The organism is Bordetella sp. 02P26C-1 (genome assembly GCF_009763255.1).
Taxonomy (GTDB): Bacteria; Pseudomonadota; Gammaproteobacteria; order Burkholderiales; family Burkholderiaceae_B; genus Bordetella_A.
The window spans coordinates 34,956-54,869 of the sequence record NZ_WSJB01000002.1; the positions used below are offsets into that span (position 1 = coordinate 34,956).

Annotated in this window: 16 protein-coding genes; 3 read left to right on the top strand and 13 right to left on the bottom strand. The window is 59.8% G+C overall.

Annotated elements, in window-relative coordinates; genetic code table 11:
- Positions 1-20 precede the first annotated feature (20 nt).
- The gene (locus GOQ28_RS01195) at positions 21-1,001 is read right to left on the bottom strand and encodes a Bug family tripartite tricarboxylate transporter substrate binding protein (RefSeq protein ID WP_336603715.1); all 981 of its coding nucleotides are present in this window, start codon (positions 999-1,001) and stop codon (positions 21-23) included.
- A gap of 227 nt (positions 1,002-1,228) precedes the next feature.
- On the opposite strand from GOQ28_RS01195, the gene GOQ28_RS01200 reads away from it, so the two are divergent.
- Positions 1,229-2,227 carry a Bug family tripartite tricarboxylate transporter substrate binding protein gene (locus GOQ28_RS01200; RefSeq protein ID WP_160355105.1) on the top strand — a complete coding sequence of 333 codons (999 nt, stop codon included), beginning with the start codon at positions 1,229-1,231 and terminating at the stop codon, positions 2,225-2,227.
- 6 nt (positions 2,228-2,233) lie between these two features.
- Here GOQ28_RS01200 and GOQ28_RS01205 read toward each other — a convergent pair whose 3' ends face one another.
- The 12 genes from GOQ28_RS01205 to GOQ28_RS01260 all read right to left on the bottom strand — a co-directional run bounded on the left by GOQ28_RS01205 (position 2,234) and on the right by GOQ28_RS01260 (position 14,174).
- A complete protein-coding gene (locus tag GOQ28_RS01205; protein ID WP_160355106.1) occupies positions 2,234-3,664 on the bottom strand; it encodes an aldehyde dehydrogenase family protein in 1,431 nt (476 codons plus the stop codon).
- Between the two features lie 111 nt (positions 3,665-3,775).
- Positions 3,776-5,368 (bottom strand): acetolactate synthase large subunit, encoded by a 1,593-nt coding sequence (locus GOQ28_RS01210; protein ID WP_160355107.1) that lies wholly within the window; start codon positions 5,366-5,368, stop codon positions 3,776-3,778.
- Positions 5,365-6,363, bottom strand: a complete 999-nt coding sequence (locus tag GOQ28_RS01215) for a Bug family tripartite tricarboxylate transporter substrate binding protein (protein ID WP_160355108.1) — start codon at positions 6,361-6,363, stop codon at positions 5,365-5,367. The genes GOQ28_RS01210 and GOQ28_RS01215 overlap by 4 nt, the downstream gene beginning before the upstream one ends.
- Before the next feature lie 67 nt (positions 6,364-6,430).
- Positions 6,431-7,771 carry an aromatic ring-hydroxylating oxygenase subunit alpha gene (locus GOQ28_RS01220; RefSeq protein ID WP_160355109.1) on the bottom strand — a complete coding sequence of 447 codons (1,341 nt, stop codon included), beginning with the start codon at positions 7,769-7,771 and terminating at the stop codon, positions 6,431-6,433.
- A 188-nt stretch (positions 7,772-7,959) separates the two neighbouring features.
- Entirely contained in the window at positions 7,960-8,958 is a 999-nt protein-coding gene (locus GOQ28_RS01225; RefSeq protein ID WP_160355110.1) for a 2-hydroxyacid dehydrogenase, read from the bottom strand.
- Positions 8,959-8,998: 40 nt separating this feature from the next.
- Positions 8,999-9,208: a hypothetical protein gene (locus GOQ28_RS01230; RefSeq protein ID WP_160348392.1), complete on the bottom strand. Its 210-nt coding sequence runs from the start codon at positions 9,206-9,208 to the stop codon at positions 8,999-9,001.
- A gap of 37 nt (positions 9,209-9,245) precedes the next feature.
- Positions 9,246-9,572: a 2Fe-2S iron-sulfur cluster-binding protein gene (locus GOQ28_RS01235; protein ID WP_160348391.1), complete on the bottom strand. Its 327-nt coding sequence runs from the start codon at positions 9,570-9,572 to the stop codon at positions 9,246-9,248.
- 45 nt (positions 9,573-9,617) lie between these two features.
- Positions 9,618-10,793, bottom strand: a complete 1,176-nt coding sequence (locus GOQ28_RS01240; protein ID WP_160355111.1) for an NAD(P)/FAD-dependent oxidoreductase — start codon at positions 10,791-10,793, stop codon at positions 9,618-9,620.
- A gap of 27 nt (positions 10,794-10,820) precedes the next feature.
- Positions 10,821-11,399, bottom strand: coding sequence for a 3-phenylpropionate/cinnamic acid dioxygenase subunit beta (locus GOQ28_RS01245; RefSeq protein ID WP_160355112.1), 579 nt, complete (start codon positions 11,397-11,399; stop codon positions 10,821-10,823).
- Positions 11,400-11,501: 102 nt separating this feature from the next.
- A complete protein-coding gene (locus tag GOQ28_RS01250) occupies positions 11,502-12,245 on the bottom strand; it encodes a FadR/GntR family transcriptional regulator (RefSeq protein ID WP_202109587.1) in 744 nt (247 codons plus the stop codon).
- A 460-nt stretch (positions 12,246-12,705) separates the two neighbouring features.
- Positions 12,706-13,281 (bottom strand): YceI family protein, encoded by a 576-nt coding sequence (locus GOQ28_RS01255; protein WP_202109588.1) that lies wholly within the window; start codon positions 13,279-13,281, stop codon positions 12,706-12,708.
- A gap of 2 nt (positions 13,282-13,283) precedes the next feature.
- Positions 13,284-14,174 carry a spermidine synthase gene (locus tag GOQ28_RS01260; protein WP_160355114.1) on the bottom strand — a complete coding sequence of 297 codons (891 nt, stop codon included), beginning with the start codon at positions 14,172-14,174 and terminating at the stop codon, positions 13,284-13,286.
- 220 nt (positions 14,175-14,394) lie between these two features.
- Between GOQ28_RS01260 and GOQ28_RS01265 the strand changes: the two genes are divergently transcribed.
- Positions 14,395-17,022 (top strand): ankyrin repeat domain-containing protein, encoded by a 2,628-nt coding sequence (locus tag GOQ28_RS01265; protein ID WP_160355115.1) that lies wholly within the window; start codon positions 14,395-14,397, stop codon positions 17,020-17,022.
- A gap of 286 nt (positions 17,023-17,308) precedes the next feature.
- On the top strand, positions 17,309-19,888 hold the full coding sequence (locus GOQ28_RS01270) for an ankyrin repeat domain-containing protein (protein WP_160355116.1): 2,580 nt from the start codon (positions 17,309-17,311) through the stop codon (positions 19,886-19,888).
- Positions 19,889-19,914: the final 26 nt, after the last annotated feature.

The window sequence follows — 19,914 nt, forward strand, 5'->3', positions numbered from 1 at the left end:
AGTAACGACTCCCAGGAGGCCTACTTTTTTGCCACGCCTACGGCCTTGGCCGTATCGCCCCACAGTTGGTAGTTGTCTTCCACCATTTTCTGAAACGCCGCGCGCGAAGGACTGGTGACGACTTCGGAGCCTAATGCCTGGAGCTTCGCGCGGACTGCGGGGTCGTCCAGCGTGAGGTTCAGGTCCGCGTGAATCTGGTCCAGCACCGCGGCCGGCGTGCCTTTGGGCGCGAAAAATCCCAGCCACGCACCGGCATTAAAGTCCGGGACACCCGACTCTTGGATGGTGGGTATCTCAGGCGCGAGTTTGGCGCGCTGATCGGTACTCACCGCGATGGCATTTAAACGCCCCTCTTTGACATGCGGCGCCGTGGACACGAGGGTGTCGAACGTCAGATCCACATTGCCGCCGATGACGTCTGTCTGGGCCTGACTGCTGCCCTTATAGGGAACGTGAACCATGGACGTGCCGGTCTTTTTCATCAGCATTTCCATGAGCAGATGACTTGTCGTGCCCAAACCGATACTGGCAAAGGTGAGACTGCCCGGATGGTTTTTCGCGTAACTGACGAGCTTATCAAAGGAGTCGAGACCTTTTTGCTTGTTGGTCACCAATAGATATGGCAACCAGGTTGTTTGGCCTATGTACTCGAAGTCCGTCAATGGGTCGTAATTGAGGTCGGCATACACAAAAGGATTGATGTTCATCGGCGCGGTGGCCGTCAACACCAAGGTGTGTCCGTCGGGTTTAGCACGCTTGACTTGGGCGGGCGCCAGACTGCCGCCTACGCCGGGTTTGTTCTCGACGATGACGGGCTGTTTCCACTTTGCGCTGAGCTTTTCTCCAATAATTCGAGCAACGGAATCCGTGGAGGTGCCAGGCGGAAAACCCACGACGATGGTGACGAGGCCAGAGGGGAACTGTGCCGCCGCGGCGTGACCAACCAGTGATAGTGTGCAAGCGAGCAGAGCCGCCCGCACTTGAGAGGTCCAAGTGCGCACTGTTGTCTCCTAGTTGTTTTGTGTAGGGCATTCTCGCACCAGCCGACACGCGCGCCGTATTTACCAATTGCGAAGACCAGCTTTCGTCTCGCGAAAGACCAAGCCACGGATCAGCCCGTCCCCCTCAGGGTTTCCCACAGTGTTGGCGTCGAATTTGTGGGCATATCTTATTCGTAGGTTAATCATACAAACGAGATACACCTACAACGTGAAACAGGGGAACAACAATGAAACGACGCAGTGCACTAAAGCTCTTTGGATCCACGGCGGCGCTGGCCGTAGCACGGCCGGCATGGAGCCAGTCCGCCGCTCCCTATCCCAATCGTGCGATAAAGATCATCGTGTCTTCCACGCCGGGTAGCGCGACCGACGTCGCCGGGCGGCTGGTCGGAGACTTGCTCGCTGCGCGCTATGGGCAAAGCATCGTCATTGAAAACAAGCCGGGTGCGGGCGGCGTCATCGGTATGACGGCCGCCGCCGCAGCAACCCCGGACGGCTACACGATTACGACGGGCGGCTTGGGACATAACGTGCTGCCGCCGGTCACGTTGCGTGGTCTGCCAATCGACATCCCAAAGGCCTTGCTGCCTGTCGCGCAAGTGGCGGAGTTTGTCAATGTACTCGTCGTGCGTCCCGATCATCCCGCCAATAACGTGCAGGAGCTCATCGCCTACTTGAAAAACCGCCCCAATAAGGCCTTGTACGGCAGTAATGGTGTCGGCAGCTCATCGCAAATGACCTCGGAGCTCTTCGCTATTCAGGCGAAATTGCCGCTCGATCATGTGCCGTATAAAGGCGCAAGCGAGGCCTTGGTGGGTACTTCCATGGGCGACCTCGATCTCTGCTTCATGAACCTGCCGCCCACGTTGGCGATGGTACGCGCGGGCAAACTCAAGGCCCTGGCGGTGACGAGTTCCTATCGCGTGCGTCAGCTGCCCGATGTGCCGACGATGCAGGAACAAGGCATGTCCGACTTCGATGTGACGAGCTGGCTCGGCATGTACGTGCCGTCCAAAGTCGATCCCGCTATCGTCGCGCAGCTATCGCGCGATATCGTGGAAGGGATGTCGACCCCGGAGCAACAAAACAAGCTCATTGCCGCGGGGCTGGAGCCCAAGCTGCGCGATGCCCAGGCGTTCCAGGCCTTTACCGCCAGCGAGTTGCAGCGCTGGGCGACGGTCGCCCAGGCCGCAAACATCGTCGTGGAGTACGGCGGTAAGAGCTAAAGCCGATCAGGCGGCGGTATACGTCGTCTTGACCGTGGTGTAGAACTCCAGCGCATACTGGCCTTGCTCGCGCGGGCCATAGCTGGAGCCCTTGCGACCGCCAAACGGCGCGTGATAGTCAACGCCCGCGGTCGGGCAATTGATCATCACCATGCCTGCTTGCGATTCACGCTTGAAGTGCGCGGCGTGCTTGAGCGAGGTCGTGCAGATGCCTGAGGACAGGCCGAACTCGGTATCGTTGGCGACTTCCAGGGCTTCTTCGTACGTGGCCACGGGAATGACGGCGGCGACCGGGCCAAAGATTTCCTCGCGGCAGATGCGTTGAGCATTGTCGCAATCGACGAACAAGGCGGGGCGCATGAAGAAGCCTTCCGTGTCGGCCTTCACGCGATCGCCGCCATAGGCCAGTACCGCGCCTTCTTCTTTACCGATTTGGACATAGCGTTCGTTTTGCGCGAGCTGTTCTGCGTCCACGACAGGGCCGATATCGGTGCCGGCTTGCAAGGCATGGCCGATCTTGAGGCCTTCCAGGCGCTTTTTGACGGCTTCGACGAAACGCGGATAGATGCCGCGCTGAACGATCAGACGGCTCGACGCGGTGCAGCGCTGCCCGGTTTGGAAGTAGGCGCCGTTGACCGCGCATTCCACGGCCACGTCCAGGTCGGCGTCGTCCAGAATCACCAGCGGGTTCTTGCCGCCCATTTCCATCTGCACTTTCGCCAGGCGGCCGATTGCGGCTTCGGCGACGCGACGGCCGGTGCCGACAGACCCGGTAAAGCTGATCGCATCGACGCGGCGGTCTTGCAGCATCGCCTGACCGACGACAGAGCCACGGCCCATCACGAGGTTGAACGTACCTTCCGGCAGGCCGGCGCGGCTGATGATCTCAGCCAGCGCCCAGGCACTGCCTGGTACGAGATCGGCGGGCTTGAACACCACGGCATTGCCATAGGCCAGCGCGGGCGCGATTTTCCACGCCGGGATGGCGATGGGGAAGTTCCACGGTGCGATGATGCCGACCACGCCGACCGGTTCACGGGTGATCTCGGGAACAATGCCCGCACGGTTGGCGGGAAGTAGTTGACCCGGCACGCGCACGGCTTCGCCAGCGAAGAACTTGAAAATCCCGGCCGCGCGATCCACCTCGCCGCGAGCATCAGCCAGGGTTTTACCTTCTTCACGCGCCAGCAGCGTCGCGAGCTCTTCTTTACGCGCGAGGATCTCGCTGCCAATCGCATCGAGCGCGTCGAATTTGCGTTGGCCGGTGGTATGCGCCCAAGTGTGGGCGGCGTCGCGCGCGGCGGCGATGGCTTCGGCCGTTTGCGTGGCGTCGGCTTGCGCGTATTGACCGACCACGTCAGACAAGTCGGAAGGGTTGATGTTGTCGCGATGCGTGGCGCCGCCTACCCAGCGGCCGCCAATAAAATTCTCATGCATGATGTCGTAACCAAGAAAACAGGGAAAGTTTGACGAAAACGGCAGCTCAGAAACGAGGCTGCCGGACAGGGGCTAACCTGCCGGCAGCATGGCCTCGGATCGCGCTGGTATTCAGGGAAGTACAGCCTCGATCAAAAAAGGCGCTTGCTGAGCCAGTGCTGCCAGGTAAAGGCGACGCAGCTCGCTGGTTGTCGTTGCCTGCGCTGCAGGCACACCCAGTGAGCGTGACAATGATACCCAGTCCACGGCCGGATTAGACAGGTCCAACAGCGATTGCACATCCGAGCGCTGCAGATGATGGCCGGTTCGCTTCATCTCGTTTTGCAGGATCTGATAGCGCCGGTTCGCCGCGATCACGACCACTACATTGGACCCTTCGCGCGCCATCGACCATAGTGCCTGAGCCGTATATAGAGCGCTGCCATCCGATTGCAGCGCCACCACTTTGCGCTCTGGGGCGGCGACGGAGGCACCGAAAGCCGCAGGCAAGCCTTGCCCGATCGCGCCGCCCGTCATGACGATCGTGCTGTGACGCGCGGCGCGACTAGCCAAGGCGTTGAAGGGAAAGCCCAGCGTGCCACCTTCGACGGATACGATGGCGTGTTCGGGCAAGTGGGCCGCGATAATCTGCGCCGCAGTTTCTGCGGTCAGCGACTCCCCCAGATTTGCATCGATCACCGGCTCGGGTGTGGGTAAGCGAGCCGGTGCGAGCCCCAGGCTGTCGGCTAACTGCTCCAAGGCTTGCGCGCCGCCTTGGTTGGGTTCCGACACGGCGATCATGCGCGCGGGATCGCCCAATCGGCTGGGGTATCCCTCCGCGCCAAAGAACGCCACGGGCTGCAAGGCATCCACCAGCGCTACGCGATCGAACTGCAGCAGGTACGGGTGCCCCTGTTCCGCGAGGTAGGAAAACCGCCTGATGGCAGGCAACCCGCCGCCATGTTCACTGCGCGCCGGGAAAGTCTCACCAATCAGCTCGACGTTGGACAGCGTCGTGAATCGCGCGGCCTGGGTCAGCGCGGTTTCCGTCATGGCGCTGGCGCCCAGGAACATCAGGACTCGCTTGCCCTCGCGGATCGCGAAGGCCAGGGTGTCCAGGGCGGCGGCGTCATACCCCGCATCGCGTGGCTCGGCGAGTACGCGCAACGGCTCGAACGGCGCATCGCCTTGCTGCATATCCATGGGCAGCACCAGGCTAGCGATGCCGCCACCCGGCGTCAGGACTTCACGCAGTGATGCTTGTGTCGCGTCCTGCAGACCGGCCATGCTGTTGCCACGCCAGACGCCGGCGGACACGGGCCGCGCCAGCGATTCGATGTCCGAGTTCAACGGCGGGTCCGCCTGCACGTGCCAGGACATATGCTCGCCGATCACGTTCAGGATGCGCGAGCGCGCGCGTCTGGCGTTGTGCAGGTTGGCAATGGCATTGGCAAACCCGGGACCGAGGTGAGTCAAGGTCATTGCCGGCGTGCCGGAGATACGGAAATAGCCGTCAGCGGCACCTGAACATACGCCTTCGAACACGCTCAGAATGGGCCGGACTTCGGGCACGGCATCCAAGGCGGCCACGAAGGGGAGCTCCGTGGTGCCGGGGTTGGCGAAGCACACGCGCAACCCGGAAGCCGCTGCCGAACGCAGCAACCATTGCGCCCCGTTTTGCGCGGCGGCGCTCCCGGCTTGCGAGCTTGTCGGGGTACCGGTCATGATCCGAAGTTCAGCGAGACGCCGGCATCGCGCGCAACCTTGCTCCAGCGTTCGAGCTCGGCGCGGTTAAGCTTGGCGAAATCCGCCATGGATGCCGGCTTGGGTTCGAAGCCCGCGCTCACGAGCGTATTCATCGGTCCGGCTTCGCTGACACCTTGCACAATGGCTTGCGACAGACGCTGCACGATCTCGGGGTTCATGCCAGCGGGGCCATAAACGCCCAGCCAGCTGGTGACCGCGAAATCTTGCAGGCCGAGCTCTTGCAACGTCGGGACATCGGGCAGCTCGCGGCTACGATAGGGGCTCGTCACGGCGATGGGCCGAACGACGCCTTTCTTGATCAGGGGCACCACAGGCGGCAGGTTGCTGAATGAAAAGTCCAGGTTGCCGTTGGCCACGTCGATCAACAGCTCTCCACTGCCTTTATAGGCGGCATGCAGGCACTTGATATCGGTGCGCATGCAGAAGAACTCAGTCGTCATGTGAGCCGATGCACCGGTTCCGTTCGAGCCATAGCTCAAACCCTTGTCACCATTGGCGCGTGCGCGGGCGAGCAGGTCGTCGACGCTGCGGATGTCCGAATTCGCGCCGACGACTAATACGTTAACGAACTCCGCCATCTGCGCGATGGGCGTGAGCGCGGTCGTATAGTCGATGGGGTAGCCTTTCAGCGTCGCCGGCGGCAGGACAATACCCCCCAGACCGTTGAGTAGCAGGGTATAGCCATCGGCAGGCGCACGCGCGACGGCCTGGCTGCCGATCAGGCCATTGGCGCCGGGACGGTTTTCGACCACGACCGGCTGGCCAAACTTCTTGGTAATGATTTCGCCGACCAGACGCCCAGCCAGATCGGTCACGCCGCCCGGTGGGTACGGCACGATGAGACGGATAGGCTTATCCGGCCAAGCGGCATCGGCTGCGAAGGCGGCGGGGGAATGAACGGCGAGCGCGCACAGGCCCGCGCCGACTGCCCCGAGAAAGGCACGACGTTTCATGAGTGGACTCCAGGTATAACGGGGGCGCAATGCGCCCCGTTTCAAACGGATCTATCCGGTAGTGGTATTAGCGTCCCTGCGGCATCAGCGCATCCCAGCTCAAGCCATTCATGAACTGAGCCCAGCGCCGGTAATAGGCGCGCGCGTTCTCTTCGGTGTACTCACCGTTTTCCACGCCACCTTGCAATTCTGGTACGGGGCGGGCATGACCCACACCCATTTGATAGTTGAAATACAGTTTGCGCGATTCGGTGCCCATGCAGGCTTCGGTGGCCCCGGTCCAGTTTTCCATATCGTCGGACTCGGTCATGCCGCCAGGGCCGGAATAGCGCAGGAAATAATGGCGCGCGGCGTCCTTGACGGCCTCGGGCGCGTCTTCGTCCACCAGATACATGCGCCACATTTCCATCTCAGTGGGGCTGATCGGATGGAACACCGCCAGCGTGCGAGGCTGACGTCCATGGAACGACATATTGGGGAAAATCGTGCCCACGCTCAGTTGCACGCGCATTTGCGAGCCCAGGGTACGGACGCGCTTTTCGTGCACTTCCCGGTAATAGGCTTCGACCTCGGGGTAACGCGCGTACGTGGCCACATACGGAGGCTCTTCGTAATAGGGCAAGCGTCCTAGCAGACCATGGCCGAGTTCGGGAAAGCAGATGGCCGAACGCGTCACCGACGGGTCACGGCGCCCTTTACCGCCGCTAGGCCCAATGCCCACGAGATCGACCGACCGATGGCTGATATCGTGATAGAGATCGCCGATGAAGTTCTCGGGAGCGAACTTCCAGTTGCAGTTCACGCGCCATTTCTGCACGCCGCCGATGACGACGGAGCCGCCGGGGCTGCCATCGCGATGATCCAAGGCGGCATCGAGGTACAGACGCATACCGCCGAGGTATTCCTCGAACGGTGGCGCGTTCGGGTCCCACGTGGCAAAGATCGCACCCTTGTAATTGCATACCTGCGCCACCGTTTTCAGGCCCCAGGCTTTCTTGTCCAGTTCGCCTTTGTAATGCGTCGCATGGCCTGGCACACCCACCAGTTCGCCAGGACGTTCGACCAGCTTTCCGTCGGTCGAAAAGCTCCAGCCGTGGTAGGGGCAGGTGAACGTGCGATTGTTGCCATGGTCATAGCGGCACAGCTTCATGCCACGATGCGCGCAGCTATTGAGCATCACCTGAATGCGGCCCTGACGATCGCGCGTGAGGATCACCGATTCGCTGCCCATGCGCGAGACGAAATAATCGTCCGGCTTGGGCACCAGACTCTCGTGTCCTACAAAAAGCCAGGCACGCGAAAAGATCTGCTCCATTTCGCGCTTGAAGATGTCGTCGTCAACGAAGATGGAACGGCTAACCATTCCTTCATCGGCGCGGACCAGGGTATCGATGCTACAGACAGACATGGGGTTCCCGACACGATGCAATGGGGGCCTTGGAGGGCCATCCGTACTGCGGGCGCAACTCGATTCCGAGAGTGGCCCGAACATCAGTACGATAATAGTACAAAGTTTTGAGATACATTGGGGGAAGTACCGATGTCATCCAATGCACTGCGCGCTCCGTCCCCCGGCGGAGCGCGTTTGGCGCGGCGTTAAGCCGGCTGCGCTTCCCGCGCTAGCGGCCAAGCCTCGGCGTTGACCATGGCCTTGGGCTGATTGCCAGTCATGGCGTTGACCAGGTTGTGGACCGCGAGGTCGATCATCGCGCGGCGAGTTTCCACCGTGGCGCTGCCGATATGCGCCTGCAGTACGACGTTTGGCAACTGGGTGAGCGGGCTGTCGGCCGGCAGCGGTTCGGTCGTCATCACGTCCAATCCCGCGCCCGCGATGACGCCATTCTTGAGTGCGTCGATCAGCGCGTCTTCATCCACCACGGCGCCGCGTGCGGTGTTCAGGAAGATCGCGGTCTTCTTCATCATGCCGAACTCGCGCGCGCCGATGCTTTTGCGCGTTTCGGGGGCCAGGGGAATGTGCACGCTCAGCACGTCCGATTGCGCAAACAACTCATCGCGCGACACATAGCGGGCGATTCCTTCGGCTTCGGCCTCGGTGTCCTGGCGGCGGTTGTGATAAATCACGTCCATGTCGAACGCACGGGCGGTGCGCGCCACGACACGGCCAATGCGACCCATGCCCAGCAGACCCAGGGTTTTGCCGCGAATGTCCGTGGCCAGGGGGAAGGCACCCTTGGTCCAGGCACCCGAACGCACGAACGCGTCGCCGGCAACGAGGTTACGCGCCACGCACAGCATCAGACCAATGGTCAGATCGGCCACGGCGCCATCCAATACACCAGGGGTGTTGCAGACCAGCACCTTGCGCTCGTTGGCCGCATTCATGTCTACGTTGTCGAAACCGACCGCGAAGTTCGACACCACTTTCAACGCCGGCATGGCATCGAGCAGGGCGGCATCGACGCGCGTTTTCACCGTGCAGACCATGCCGTCGATCTGGCTCCATTGTTCTTGCGGCAGAACTTCCAGCGGGCTCTTGCCCATGGGTACATCCACCGTATCGCAGGAGGCTTCGAGCAACTGGCGCAGATCCGCGGGGACCGGTGCGCTGACAATGATGCAGGGTTTCTTGGTCATGAAAACAACTCCAGAGGAAAAGAAGGGGAGAGCAGTGCGATCAGCCCTGCACGCTCTCGATATCGGTGGCGAACACTTGGACTTCCTCGCCATTGACGGCGCTCGGGTCGCTGGGGTGCTCGAGATAGCGCACGATTACCCAGAAGCCATCCTGGGGGTTTTCGACGACCTCGGCGATGGCACCATCGGCCATGCGCACTTTGTCGCCGGTGTCGAGCTCGACAAGGTTTACGGTTTTCCAATCAGCCATGTGTGGACTCCCTATACGGACCCGTCAAGTCCGAGCCTTACATCGACAATTGTTCTGCGGGCACGCGTACCCGTATGCCATCCAGCGCGGGCGTCATGATGACCTGACAGGACAGACGGCTGGTCGGCGAGCGTTCGGGCACGACTTCCAGCAGGGCGTCTTCGGTCGGGCTGGCAGGCTCGATTTGATCGAACCATTGTTCGCCCACATGCACATGACAGGTCCCGCAGATGGCGCCGCCGCCGCATTCCGCGACGATGCCTTCGAGACCATCGCGACGCGCTGCCTCCATCAGGGACCAATCCTCCGGCACGTCGGCGGTGTGCTCGGTGCCATCCGGCAATTCAAATATCGCTACGGGCATGATGCTTCCTGCTCAAAAACGAGGGTAGAAAATTCACTAAGCCATTCAGGCCGCGACGGCTTGCGGCGCATTCAGTCGTTGGACGGCACGCACGAATTCGGCCGGGCTGTCCACCGCTTCAACGGCAACGAGGCGGCCATCTTGATGGCGTTCGACCACCCAGCCACGAGCTGTCTCGACGACGGTATCCTCGCAGGGCTTATCGGGATCGACGATGCCCGCCATTTGCAACCGGCGGCCTTGTTGCTCGGACCAGAAGGTCGGGGCGCGAGTCGGCGCCGCTGCTTTGCCTGCGATCGCACTCGCGGCGATACGCGCTTGCGACATGGCGTTTTGTACGCTCTCGATACGCATGGCGCGCTGCAGCTCGGGACGCACAGCAATCGCGCAGTCGCCAATGGCGTAAATATTGGGTGCGGAGCTGCGGCAATTTTCGTCGACCACAATGCCACCTTTACAGTGCAGACCGGCCTGCTCGGCAACGGCGATGTTGGCCGCGGCGCCAATCGCGATCAGCACGGTCGGAGCCGAGAACACACGGCCATCGGTCATCTTGGCGTGCCATTGGCCGTCACCATACCGCCATGATTTCACCGCGATGTCGTGAACCAGCTCGATGCCAGCGCCGCGGTGCATTTGCGTAAAGCGATCGGCGGTGGTCGCGGAAACCTTGCCCGGCATGATGCTGTCGGCCACTTCCAGCACGACGACTTCCACGCCCAGCTTGGCGGCGGTCGAGGCGGCTTCCAATCCCAGATAGCCGCCACCCACCACCAGCAGGCGGCTGCCGGGCACCAACGCGGCTTGCAGCGCGAGGCTGTCGCCGACATTGCGAATCGAAAATACGCCCGGACCCGAGAGACCCGGCAGGCCGCGCGCGACGGCACCCGTCGCGAGCACGGCATGTTCGAATTCGATCGCCTGACCAGAGGCCGTACGTAGGGTCTGGGTCGCAGGGTCGAGCTGCGTCACCGCATCGCCTTCGATACGCAACAAGTCGAGCTTTTCGAACACGGCGGGACTACGCAGCATAATGCGCGTGATGTCCGTGCCGCCGTGCAGCAGCGCCTTGGACAGGGGCGGACGCTCGTACGGCGGGTGAGACTCGTCGCTGATCAAGGCAATCGGCGCCGTGATACCCATGCTACGCAACGCACAGGCACATTCCACGCCCGCGTGGCCCGCGCCGATGATTGCGGTATGTACCTGGATGCTGGACATCGTGGTTCCCTTGTGGACTTATTCAGATCAGAAGAACGTGGTCAACGCTTTGGCCAGCAACACGTTCTGGTCGAGAAAGATTTCGCGAGACAGGATCTTCCAGCCGGCGCCGCTGCGGCGCAGCACATCCTGGCGTTTGCCCACGAACAACGACACTTCGCCTTGCAGACGGTTTTGATAAACCAGAAAGCGCGATCGCACCGACACCTGTTCGCCGCCCTCGGCCTCTGTGTCCACATTCATAATGCGAACATTGCTCACCAGATGCGAAATACGCGAGGCAGGTTCTTCCGCCCAGTGAATGCCGGTGTTGATTTGCGCCACGCGCTGACGCAGGGTCTCGATACCTTCGTCGAACCATGCGGTTTCGCCCGGCCGGGTGTACTCGGTGGCCACGGCGTCGCGGCGGACGTTACGCGCCAGCGGCATGCGGTAGACGATCTCCTCGTCCAGCAGCGTCAGCCATGTGTCGAACGACCGACTGTCCAGCAGATCCGCCTCGTAGTGCAGGAACTGCTGCACTTCCCACCATAACTTGGGATCTGCGTTCAAGTACTCGGGCACGGTATCGGGTTGGACGTCGAGTACGGCGGACGGGGTTTGCATGACGGTATCCTCGGAAGGAAAGGGCGATGATTGCAAAGGCTTAATACGCCGCAGCGCGGCACTAATATTCAGGAGAAACGCGCTGGCACGCTTCGGATGGCCTTAATTCCACTCGGCTGCCTGGGTCGAACGCAGGCGAGCCTCGGTATGTTCGACGTGGGTGCGCGCATGATCGCGAGCGGCCTCGGGGTCGCCCGCTTCGATGGCTTTGAACAGCGTCTCGTGCTCGCGCTGCGCTTGGCTCGCCCGGCCGGCTAATTTCGCCGATCGGGAGCGTGAAACTCGTAAATTCTCGGCCAGCAGTCCGGCCAGGAAATCGAAAAAATTCAGATAGTGCTCGTTCTTCGTGGCTAGTGCGACGGCACGGTGAAAGCCCAAATCGGCATCCACCCCGGCGGCCACATCGCCATCGGCGATCGCCTGCTCCATGGCGGTCAGGGCGGCTCGCATCGCGGCCAGATCCTCATCGGTGCGGCGTTGAGCCGCCAGCGTCGCCGCCTCGATTTCAAAACCCCGGCGCAATTCGACAATGCGCAGCACCTGTTCGGTGTCCCCCTCTTCGGCCGCGACCATCCGCAGCACCGAGGGACGCGTCGTCATCATGACGGTCAGACCCACCCCTTGCTTGCTCTGCACGAGGCCTTCGGCCTTCAGGCGCGAAACCGCCTCGCGCAGCACGGTGCGCGACACGTTGAGACGGTCAGCGATCACCTGCTCCGGCGGCAGCACTTCGCCCACCGCATACTGGCCGCCCGTGATCTCCGCGACGAGGAGATCGGTGATGCGATCGGTCAGGTTCGCGTCGGCGCGCAACGTGGGAATGGGTTCTTTTTTCAGAAAAGCCATGAGAATCTTTGCTTGTACAGCGTATAGAAAGGAAGTGTGAGGGAGTTTATCGTATTTTCGTACTAGTACTTTCCCGACCCTGCTTTGCATCGCGCTGCACGGCGCGAGATCCGCGTACACACTAACTTGCCGAGTGTTTACACCGAGACATAGCATAGCCCGCCGACTTTATAATATTTATGGGGCGTACTATGCGCAGCGGGCCTGACAACAGTGGCGCAGGTATGCAATTACAAGGCTGCGATCTTTGCCGCCTGGGACCCGAATCCGCCGCCGTTCCAGGAGTACCTCGGCGATATGCGTCTGTACCTTGACGCAGCCTTGGATCCCGCGACGGCATTCCGGCGCCAGCTTGCAACGATTGCTAGAAGCAGCGAAGAAATCCACTGATCGTCCTTTCAGCTACGGGAACGTGTAGCCCGTCTCACGGGGGTACGGTCAGGACGGCTGCGCCAGCCGGCTATGGCCGGCGCAGCGCCTCGACTTGAATTTCAAGCTCGACTTCGGGCTTGAAGCCCATGTCCAGCGCGAAATTCAGCCCATAATCACCGCGATTGAATGAGCCGGACACATCCGCCCCGCACGCTTCGCGCTTTTCCATCGGATGGTCGATGCATTTAAAGTCGTCGATCTCCAACTCCAGCGGGCGTGTGACGCCGCGCAGCGTGAAGTCGCCCTTCGCTGTTTTGGGACGGTCACCGTCGAACTCCGTGAAGCGTCCTTTAAATGTGGCCGTCGGATACTTCGCCGCATCGAAGATGTCGGGTGCTTTGGCGTGCGCGTTCATTTCGTCATGCCCAAAATCGATCGAATCGATGTCCACCGTGATGTCGATCGTGCCGCTACGAGCCTCGCGATCCAGCACGATGACACCTGAAGTCTTGTTGAATTTGCCACGCCAGGTCGACAGGCCGCCCATGTGATCTGCCTCGAAGCTCGGGTAGGTGTGCGAGGGGTCGATGTCGTAGGTGACCGGCGCCGACAGGGCAGGAAGGGATAGCGCCGCGGACAGCATGAGGGGTAATGCCAATTTCATCGTCATTCTCCAGGTTGAGCATCAGTGAACGTTGCGTCGCGCAGCACCTCTGCACCGGCCGGTGCCGGCATGGGCGGCGCAAAGCGATCCAGCGCCTCCGGCTCATAGACACCCGATGTTTTTAGCAGGGCCTGCAGCGAGCGCGCAACGGCGGCGACGTTGTCGAGGTCGGGCAGTGCATCCGTGCCCGCGATGATGACGCGATTGCTCTCCTTCAGGTTGAAAAAAGGGCCGAATACGGCTGCATACGTGGCGGACTCGTTGGCATAAAGTTGGCTATTGGTAAACGTATTCGCGACGACTATTCCGCGAGGGGCAAGTAGCCCGCGAACCGTCTGCAGAAATTCCAGCGTCATCAGGTGACGCGGAACGTAGTCCACGTCGAATGCATCAAGCATGATCATGTCGTACTGCTGACCGTCTCGTTGCGCCTTTTCAATATATGCTCGGCCGTCATCGATAAACAGCCGTTGCCGAGGTCCGAGCTGATAGCCGAAATACGTCTGCGCGACTTCTGCCACGGCCGGGTCGATTTCCACGGTGTCGATCACCGCGTCGGGCAGCAGTCGCGCCAGCGTTTTCTGTAGCGTCGCGCCGCCCAAGCCCACGATCAGAATTTTCTTCGGGCTCGGGTGGACATACAGCGCGCTGATCATCATGCGCGTGTAGCTGAACACCAGCGCGTCGGGGTCGTCGAGACTCATGCAGGTCTGCCGTCCGAAGTCGACCATGGTATTGAAATTCAGGCATCGTTCGCCGTTCTCTTCGAAGACGAGGACTTGGCCGAATTGGGACGGCTCGCTGTGTAATAAGCGGGGTTCGCCGTGAGCACCCGGTGTGAATATGGCCGCAAATCCCAGCAGGGCGGCAGCGCAGAAGGCAGTTGGTCGCATCGCGGGTCCCGATTGAGGTGACCTTCATATCATAAAGCGTGGAACAAAGCGGATCGATGGGTTACTTATTTTGGCTCTGCCTATTGACCAGGCTCCGCTGGAGCCCCTTCCGTTGTGATTCGATCATCGCGACATCCAATCGCAACGGGCCAGCCAGATATCAGGTCACGGTCAGCCGGCCGTGAGCTCTCACCCCGCTACCTAAAATATGGAACTCCCGATGCTGACTTTTGGCCCCAGTCTTACTCCGATCCACCCTCCAGCCTCGATAGCCACCATCCCCTCGATTGTGAAAGAGACCGGCTCCGCCCTGGAACGCTACTTGGTGGACGCGATCAAGTCTAATGATATTGAAGTCTTCAAAAAGCTCGTAGCGTTGTATGCCATCAACATCGAAGGTCATAAGTTCAAGACGGGAGAGAACTTCCTGCACTGTGCAGTTGCTGCGGGCAGCGAGAAGATCGCGATGTATCTCACCGGTTTCTCGCGTGACGAGGTCGGCTTACCTGCCTCCACCGTTCAGGCACTGGTCAATGGCAAGAATGATGCTGGCGAAACTCCGCTCTTGTACGCGGCTTCCTTTCGATCCCGTAATCCTGTGTGGGCAAGAGCTTTGATCATGCGAGGGGCGATCGACGCCGACGGAGCGGCCTTGTTGCACGCTGCCAAGAACGGGCTCACGGGTATCGTCCGGGCGCTGGTACGAAACCACCTGAATGACTATCTCGACGCGAAGCTGGGCCCTTGCGCGCCGAATGTGCGCGCGTATGTCCACGGCGCAGAATATAGCGCTGCCTTACCCAAGGCTTTAGCATATGCCGCAGAGGCGGGCCACCTGGACATCGTCCGGTTATTGCTCAAGGTCAATGCCCGTGACGAGCTCGCTACCGGCCTGAAGGCGGCGATCCGTAACGGGCATTTTGCGGTCGCGGAAACGTTGTTGGAAAGGCACCACCACACGCGCTGGGATCTGCGCGAAGCGTTAACCACCGCTGCGGGCGATGGTCATGCAGCAGCCGTCGAATGGTTGCTTAGAGCGGCGAATTACACGCCCATGGATTTACACGCGGCGCTGACAATCGCCGCCCGCAGGGGCCATGCGGATACCGTGAAGTGCCTACACGCGAAAGGTGCCGATGCTGCACTGGCGCTGGCGGTAGCCTTGCAGCCGCCCGGAACCAACGACGAAATAGACGGCTGCGTCATAAGCGGTTTGAAGGTACTCGGTGTACTGGGTCCCGCTGTGCTGACTTACGCAATAAAGTATCGGTCCGCGATTGATTTACCTATGCTGGCCTTGCTCGGCGCGAATCTTTCGGAAGCGACGCAAGCGGCGGCGATGCATAAAGACGCGTCCTCATTGCACGCATTGTTCCGCAAAAACGTATTGCCATTGAAAGCGATCACGGCGCTCGCGGAATCCGGCGAGGTGGAGGCTAGAGATTTTCTGCTGGACGAATGGCGCCGATATACTGGTCAAACCGACCAGGAGCATGCCCTGGGGATGCGACTCGCCGCCGTCGCCGACTCTTTCGTCAAAAGGGTACTGAGTCGGTCGGAAGATGAGCAACAATTCCAACTTGGTTGGGACAAACTGGCCAAGGAGGGGTATTGGCAAACGCTTGAAATATTGAGAGATGCGAGCCTCTTGAATACCGGAGCGCTGGATATTTTGGTTCGTGACCAAGATCTCAGAGCAGTAAGAACGTGTATTAAGGCGGGTTTCCCGATCACCGAGTTACTGCACGAGCTGCTGGCTGAGTACACCGAGGCGTTGGACGCAGGCCTTGATGAGAGTGGGCGCGGCTTAGCTTTGTTTACGTTATTAAAGCTCGCTGGTGCTGATCTATCGGCGCTACCCAAGGACCTCAATGACCGCATACTTGAGACCCTCAGCAGGGTTGAAAGCGCCATTGCCGGTCTGTCAAAGGACGATCGGGACGAGCACTTGCACATTGCGCTGCTGGGGGCGTCCGTGACGGAGGTCGCCCTATTGCTAGCGCGGGGTGCAGACCCTGTCGTTGCGCTGGATATGCTGGAGCCGCAAAGCCGCGAGAATGCCATCCAAAAATTGATCAAGGCTGGCATGGTCCCCTCTGCAGCCCTGATCAACTGCGTAAAACAGGGGCTTATGGAACTCGCTAACGGTTTGATCGAGGCAACCCGCCCAGGCAAGTCTGAGCATCACGCGCTTCAGGGGGCAGACTCACTGGCAACGGCCGCATTAAAGACGCTTATTGCGGAAAAGGATTTACGCACAGCCCAGGTCTTCATTGATGTCTTCACCGACGGTTCACAAGCTTTGGCTGACTTTGTCGAAGCAAACGATGAAAGTTCGGCCATAACGTTGATGCAGCTTGGTATTAATCCTGTACCTGTATTGCTTAATATACTATCCCGGCGCGATTTTGATTCGGCGGCTAGGTTGATTGCTTTGGGGGCCGACGTTCATATGGCGTTGATGTCGGCATTTTCTGGTCCAGAGCATGATAGTGTGCTCGGGCCGCGCAATTCTGAGGTCAAAAAGGCGTTGGCAATTGCCGGCGCGGAGCCTCCTATAGCGCTACTACGGGCGGTCGAGCATGGCGACGGCTCAGCAGCCCGGAACCTGATCCGCAAAGATATGGCGACTGGCGCCGAGGCATTATGGCGTCTCATCTGGGACGAGTCACTGAGCGATGACCTCAAACATCAAAAGCTGCAATTCCTCCGTAGCGCGGGTCTCGATATCAGCACCGTCTTGGAGATGTTTGCCGGAGGCCAAAGAGGCGCTTTCCTCAGCCAGTTTCTCAAAGTGGAATCCCCATCGGGTGCAGCGTTGACAACGCTGTTAAATCATTTGGCCTGAGGCTGTTCTGCGCAGCCAGTACTAACAGGGCCATGAGCGATAGCAGGCGTAATGCTGCAGCAATACGACGATGCTGCCGCGCGTCCGATTTTTTATGGCCCTACGCCAACGACAGTCGCATTCGTTTCTTATTAATGATGCCGCACATGGCCTGAGGATCGGCTCCGAATTCATGCGAGCCGATCTCCGTGACCTGAGGTGTCAGGGGCGAGCTTGAGGACGTACTTATTGGGCTCCGCAGGCCAACATCCATCCGTCTGGCGGCCTTCTGATAAGGAAAACTGTGATGTTCCCCATGCAATCCCCGTCCCGATCCCATCTCGCGTCTAACCAGGGAGTGACACAGCTAGGCGAAATAAACACCGCACGAGCGGATACTGACGAGGCGCTGTCCGCGGTTATCCAATCTAATGACATAGAAAAATTCAAAAGCTATGTGGATGAGCACTCGCTCGATATCCGCACATATCGGTCCAAAGAAGATCTCAGGAATGTTTTACATCTCGCGATTGAATCCGGAAGTGGCAGCATCGCAATGTTTCTTCTGGGCCTAGGTGGTGAGGCTAACGGCTTAACATTAAAGGACGTTCAGAGGCTGGTTAATGCCAGAGATTACCGCGCAGATACTCCGCTCATGCGCTCGATAGACCGGCATCCCGATAAGCCGAGTTGGGTAGAGGCGCTGATCCAGGCCGGGGCGATTGACGACGATGGCTCGGGATTATTCTGGGCGGCGAAATATGGGCATGCCTCTATAGTCAATGCGTTGATTCACAGCCATTTGGAGACTGTTCGTGACAGGGGTCTGGCCGACATCGCCAGGGACGTCAGGGAATATGCCAGCCCCTTCGATTATCGGGAAGCCGTATCCCATGCGCTGGTCTACGCAGCCGCTCAAGGTCATATGGAGATCTTCCGGAAATTGATCGAGGTGGACACACTCGGTCAGTTCGGCACGGCCTTGCAGGGCGCCGCGCTTAACGGCCATCTGCCGATCATCGATATCTTGCTCCAAAAGACCTCGTATGACCGTCAAACGCTGAGTGTCGCACTGATGTACGCCGCTGCAAATAATCACGTGGATCTCGCGAAACGACTGAGCGATGCGGGTGCCGATGCGTCGCAAGCCCTGGCGAGGGCCCTTCAGCTCCCGCCCTCGCTCACAGGCTTTCGCAATCGCGCGATGGGTCAGGTGCACATTGCCCAATATCTGCGCGCGGCAAACCCCATGTATCTCGATGGCTCCGGCACGACCGTGGGCCCCATGGGAGAATTGTCGTGGCAGAAGCAGGCTGCCGCAATCCAATGCCTGAGAGCGCTGGGAGCAGACGCTCAGGCCGCCCTTAGGTTCGCAGCGGGAACCCAGAAGCCGATCTCGGCACCTGTCCTTCACTTGCTCGGTGCCGACGGCGCAGAATGGGTGCCATTCGTGGCGTTGGCTAAGGATAAAACAGCATTGAATTGGCTGCTCGATAGCGATGCGTCATTCAATTCAGCCTTTCGGCGCCTCGCACGAAGTGATAACGCTACGGCAGTGGACTTTGTGATGGACCACTGTCATACGCGTAAGGGTTACCGCGAAGATGGCCTGTCTGGGCTGACTCGACAGGCGTTCAGGACTGCGGATTTCGTGTCCTGTCGGGCACTGGAGAGAATGCGGTACGGTCAGTACAAGGAAGAGTGGATTTGGCTAGCCGTAGACGGCCATCAGCAGGCATTGCGTCTGCTGAAGGATGCAAATTTGCTAAATCCGAAGCCGCTGAAAACACTCGTACGGCAACACCATCTTAGCGCGATCAAGACAGCAGTCCAGGCCGGTATTCCCACCGATGGTTTGCTTCTCGACCTGTATGAGGAGCATATGCTAACCCTGGTCATGAACGACGAGAGGGAAATTCCACAGGAACAGCGCACGGAAGATAAACGGGGTAGTGCGATAGCGCTATTGATCCTTGCAGGCGCTGACGTTTGGTGGATGGGCCAGCAGCCGTGCCTACAGCAGATCAACCAAGCCATCATCGAGCGACAACAACTCTTTGCCAGTTTATCCCCCGCCCAGAGGGATGAACGCCTCTTCGACGCATTAACGCGCGCAGACGTAACGGACATCGCCCTGTTGCTCGAGCATAATGCCAACCCGATCGTCACGCTCGCGATTGAGGACCGTCAGATCCGCAGAACCGGCCTCGCGAACATGATCAAGGCGGGCCTGGATGCCTCCGAAATCTTGATCGATTGGGTAACAGCGGGCCGGATGGAACTCGCTGAAGATTTGGTCGAGGCAAGCAAACTGGCCAGTCTTTGCAATGAGCAGTGGACGGAGCCAGGTGCTGTAGTGACCAGAGCGCTAAAGAGGCTGATTGCTCGAAACGATATGCCTGCAGCAGCGCGGTTAATTCCCGTTTTCACCGATGGGGCAGAGGCGCTTATTCACTTTGCGCAAGAATCTGACGAAAGCGCGGTGAAGTTGCTCATGCAGCTCGGTGCAGCTGATTCGGCCGCATTATTGGGCCTGTTAGAGCATAACGATTATGGTGCATCCGGCCGATTGATCGAATGCGGCGCCGACATACATACCACGCTCATGCTGACATTTTCCGAGCGGCAGCCGGTCACCCAAGCGGCAGTGTCGCGACGAAAGATACGTCGGGAGCTGCAAATCATCGGGGCGGAGGTCACGATCGCCCTGCAACGTGCTGCTGAGCGAAACGACATGTCGGCGGCAAGGGGCTTGATCGAGTATGACCCCGCAAGCGCGAAGAAAACGATAGACCGGCTCGTGGAGGAGAACGCGATCAGCGACGCAGTCAAGACCGAGATGCTGCAATGTTTGGGTAACGTCGAGGCGACAACGGTTTTTGCCTGATTCAATGGCACGCGGCCGGAGTGTGC

Excerpts from the sequence above, each read along its gene's own strand:
- GOQ28_RS01200 (WP_160355105.1), top strand. The coding sequence starts at position 1,229 with ATGAAACGACGCAGTGCACTAAAGCTCTTTGGATCCACGGCGGCGCTG.
- GOQ28_RS01205 (WP_160355106.1), bottom strand. The coding sequence starts at position 3,664 with ATGCATGAGAATTTTATTGGCGGCCGCTGGGTAGGCGGCGCCACGCAT.
- GOQ28_RS01210 (WP_160355107.1), bottom strand. The coding sequence starts at position 5,368 with ATGACCGGTACCCCGACAAGCTCGCAAGCCGGGAGCGCCGCCGCGCAA.
- GOQ28_RS01215 (WP_160355108.1), bottom strand. The coding sequence starts at position 6,363 with ATGAAACGTCGTGCCTTTCTCGGGGCAGTCGGCGCGGGCCTGTGCGCG.
- GOQ28_RS01220 (WP_160355109.1), bottom strand. The coding sequence starts at position 7,771 with ATGTCTGTCTGTAGCATCGATACCCTGGTCCGCGCCGATGAAGGAATG.
- GOQ28_RS01225 (WP_160355110.1), bottom strand. The coding sequence starts at position 8,958 with ATGACCAAGAAACCCTGCATCATTGTCAGCGCACCGGTCCCCGCGGAT.
- GOQ28_RS01230 (WP_160348392.1), bottom strand. The coding sequence starts at position 9,208 with ATGGCTGATTGGAAAACCGTAAACCTTGTCGAGCTCGACACCGGCGAC.
- GOQ28_RS01235 (WP_160348391.1), bottom strand. The coding sequence starts at position 9,572 with ATGCCCGTAGCGATATTTGAATTGCCGGATGGCACCGAGCACACCGCC.
- GOQ28_RS01240 (WP_160355111.1), bottom strand. The coding sequence starts at position 10,793 with ATGTCCAGCATCCAGGTACATACCGCAATCATCGGCGCGGGCCACGCG.
- GOQ28_RS01245 (WP_160355112.1), bottom strand. The coding sequence starts at position 11,399 with ATGCAAACCCCGTCCGCCGTACTCGACGTCCAACCCGATACCGTGCCC.
- GOQ28_RS01250 (WP_202109587.1), bottom strand. The coding sequence starts at position 12,245 with ATGGCTTTTCTGAAAAAAGAACCCATTCCCACGTTGCGCGCCGACGCG.
- GOQ28_RS01255 (WP_202109588.1), bottom strand. The coding sequence starts at position 13,281 with ATGAAATTGGCATTACCCCTCATGCTGTCCGCGGCGCTATCCCTTCCT.
- GOQ28_RS01260 (WP_160355114.1), bottom strand. The coding sequence starts at position 14,174 with ATGCGACCAACTGCCTTCTGCGCTGCCGCCCTGCTGGGATTTGCGGCC.
- GOQ28_RS01265 (WP_160355115.1), top strand. The coding sequence starts at position 14,395 with ATGCTGACTTTTGGCCCCAGTCTTACTCCGATCCACCCTCCAGCCTCG.
- GOQ28_RS01270 (WP_160355116.1), top strand. The coding sequence starts at position 17,309 with ATGTTCCCCATGCAATCCCCGTCCCGATCCCATCTCGCGTCTAACCAG.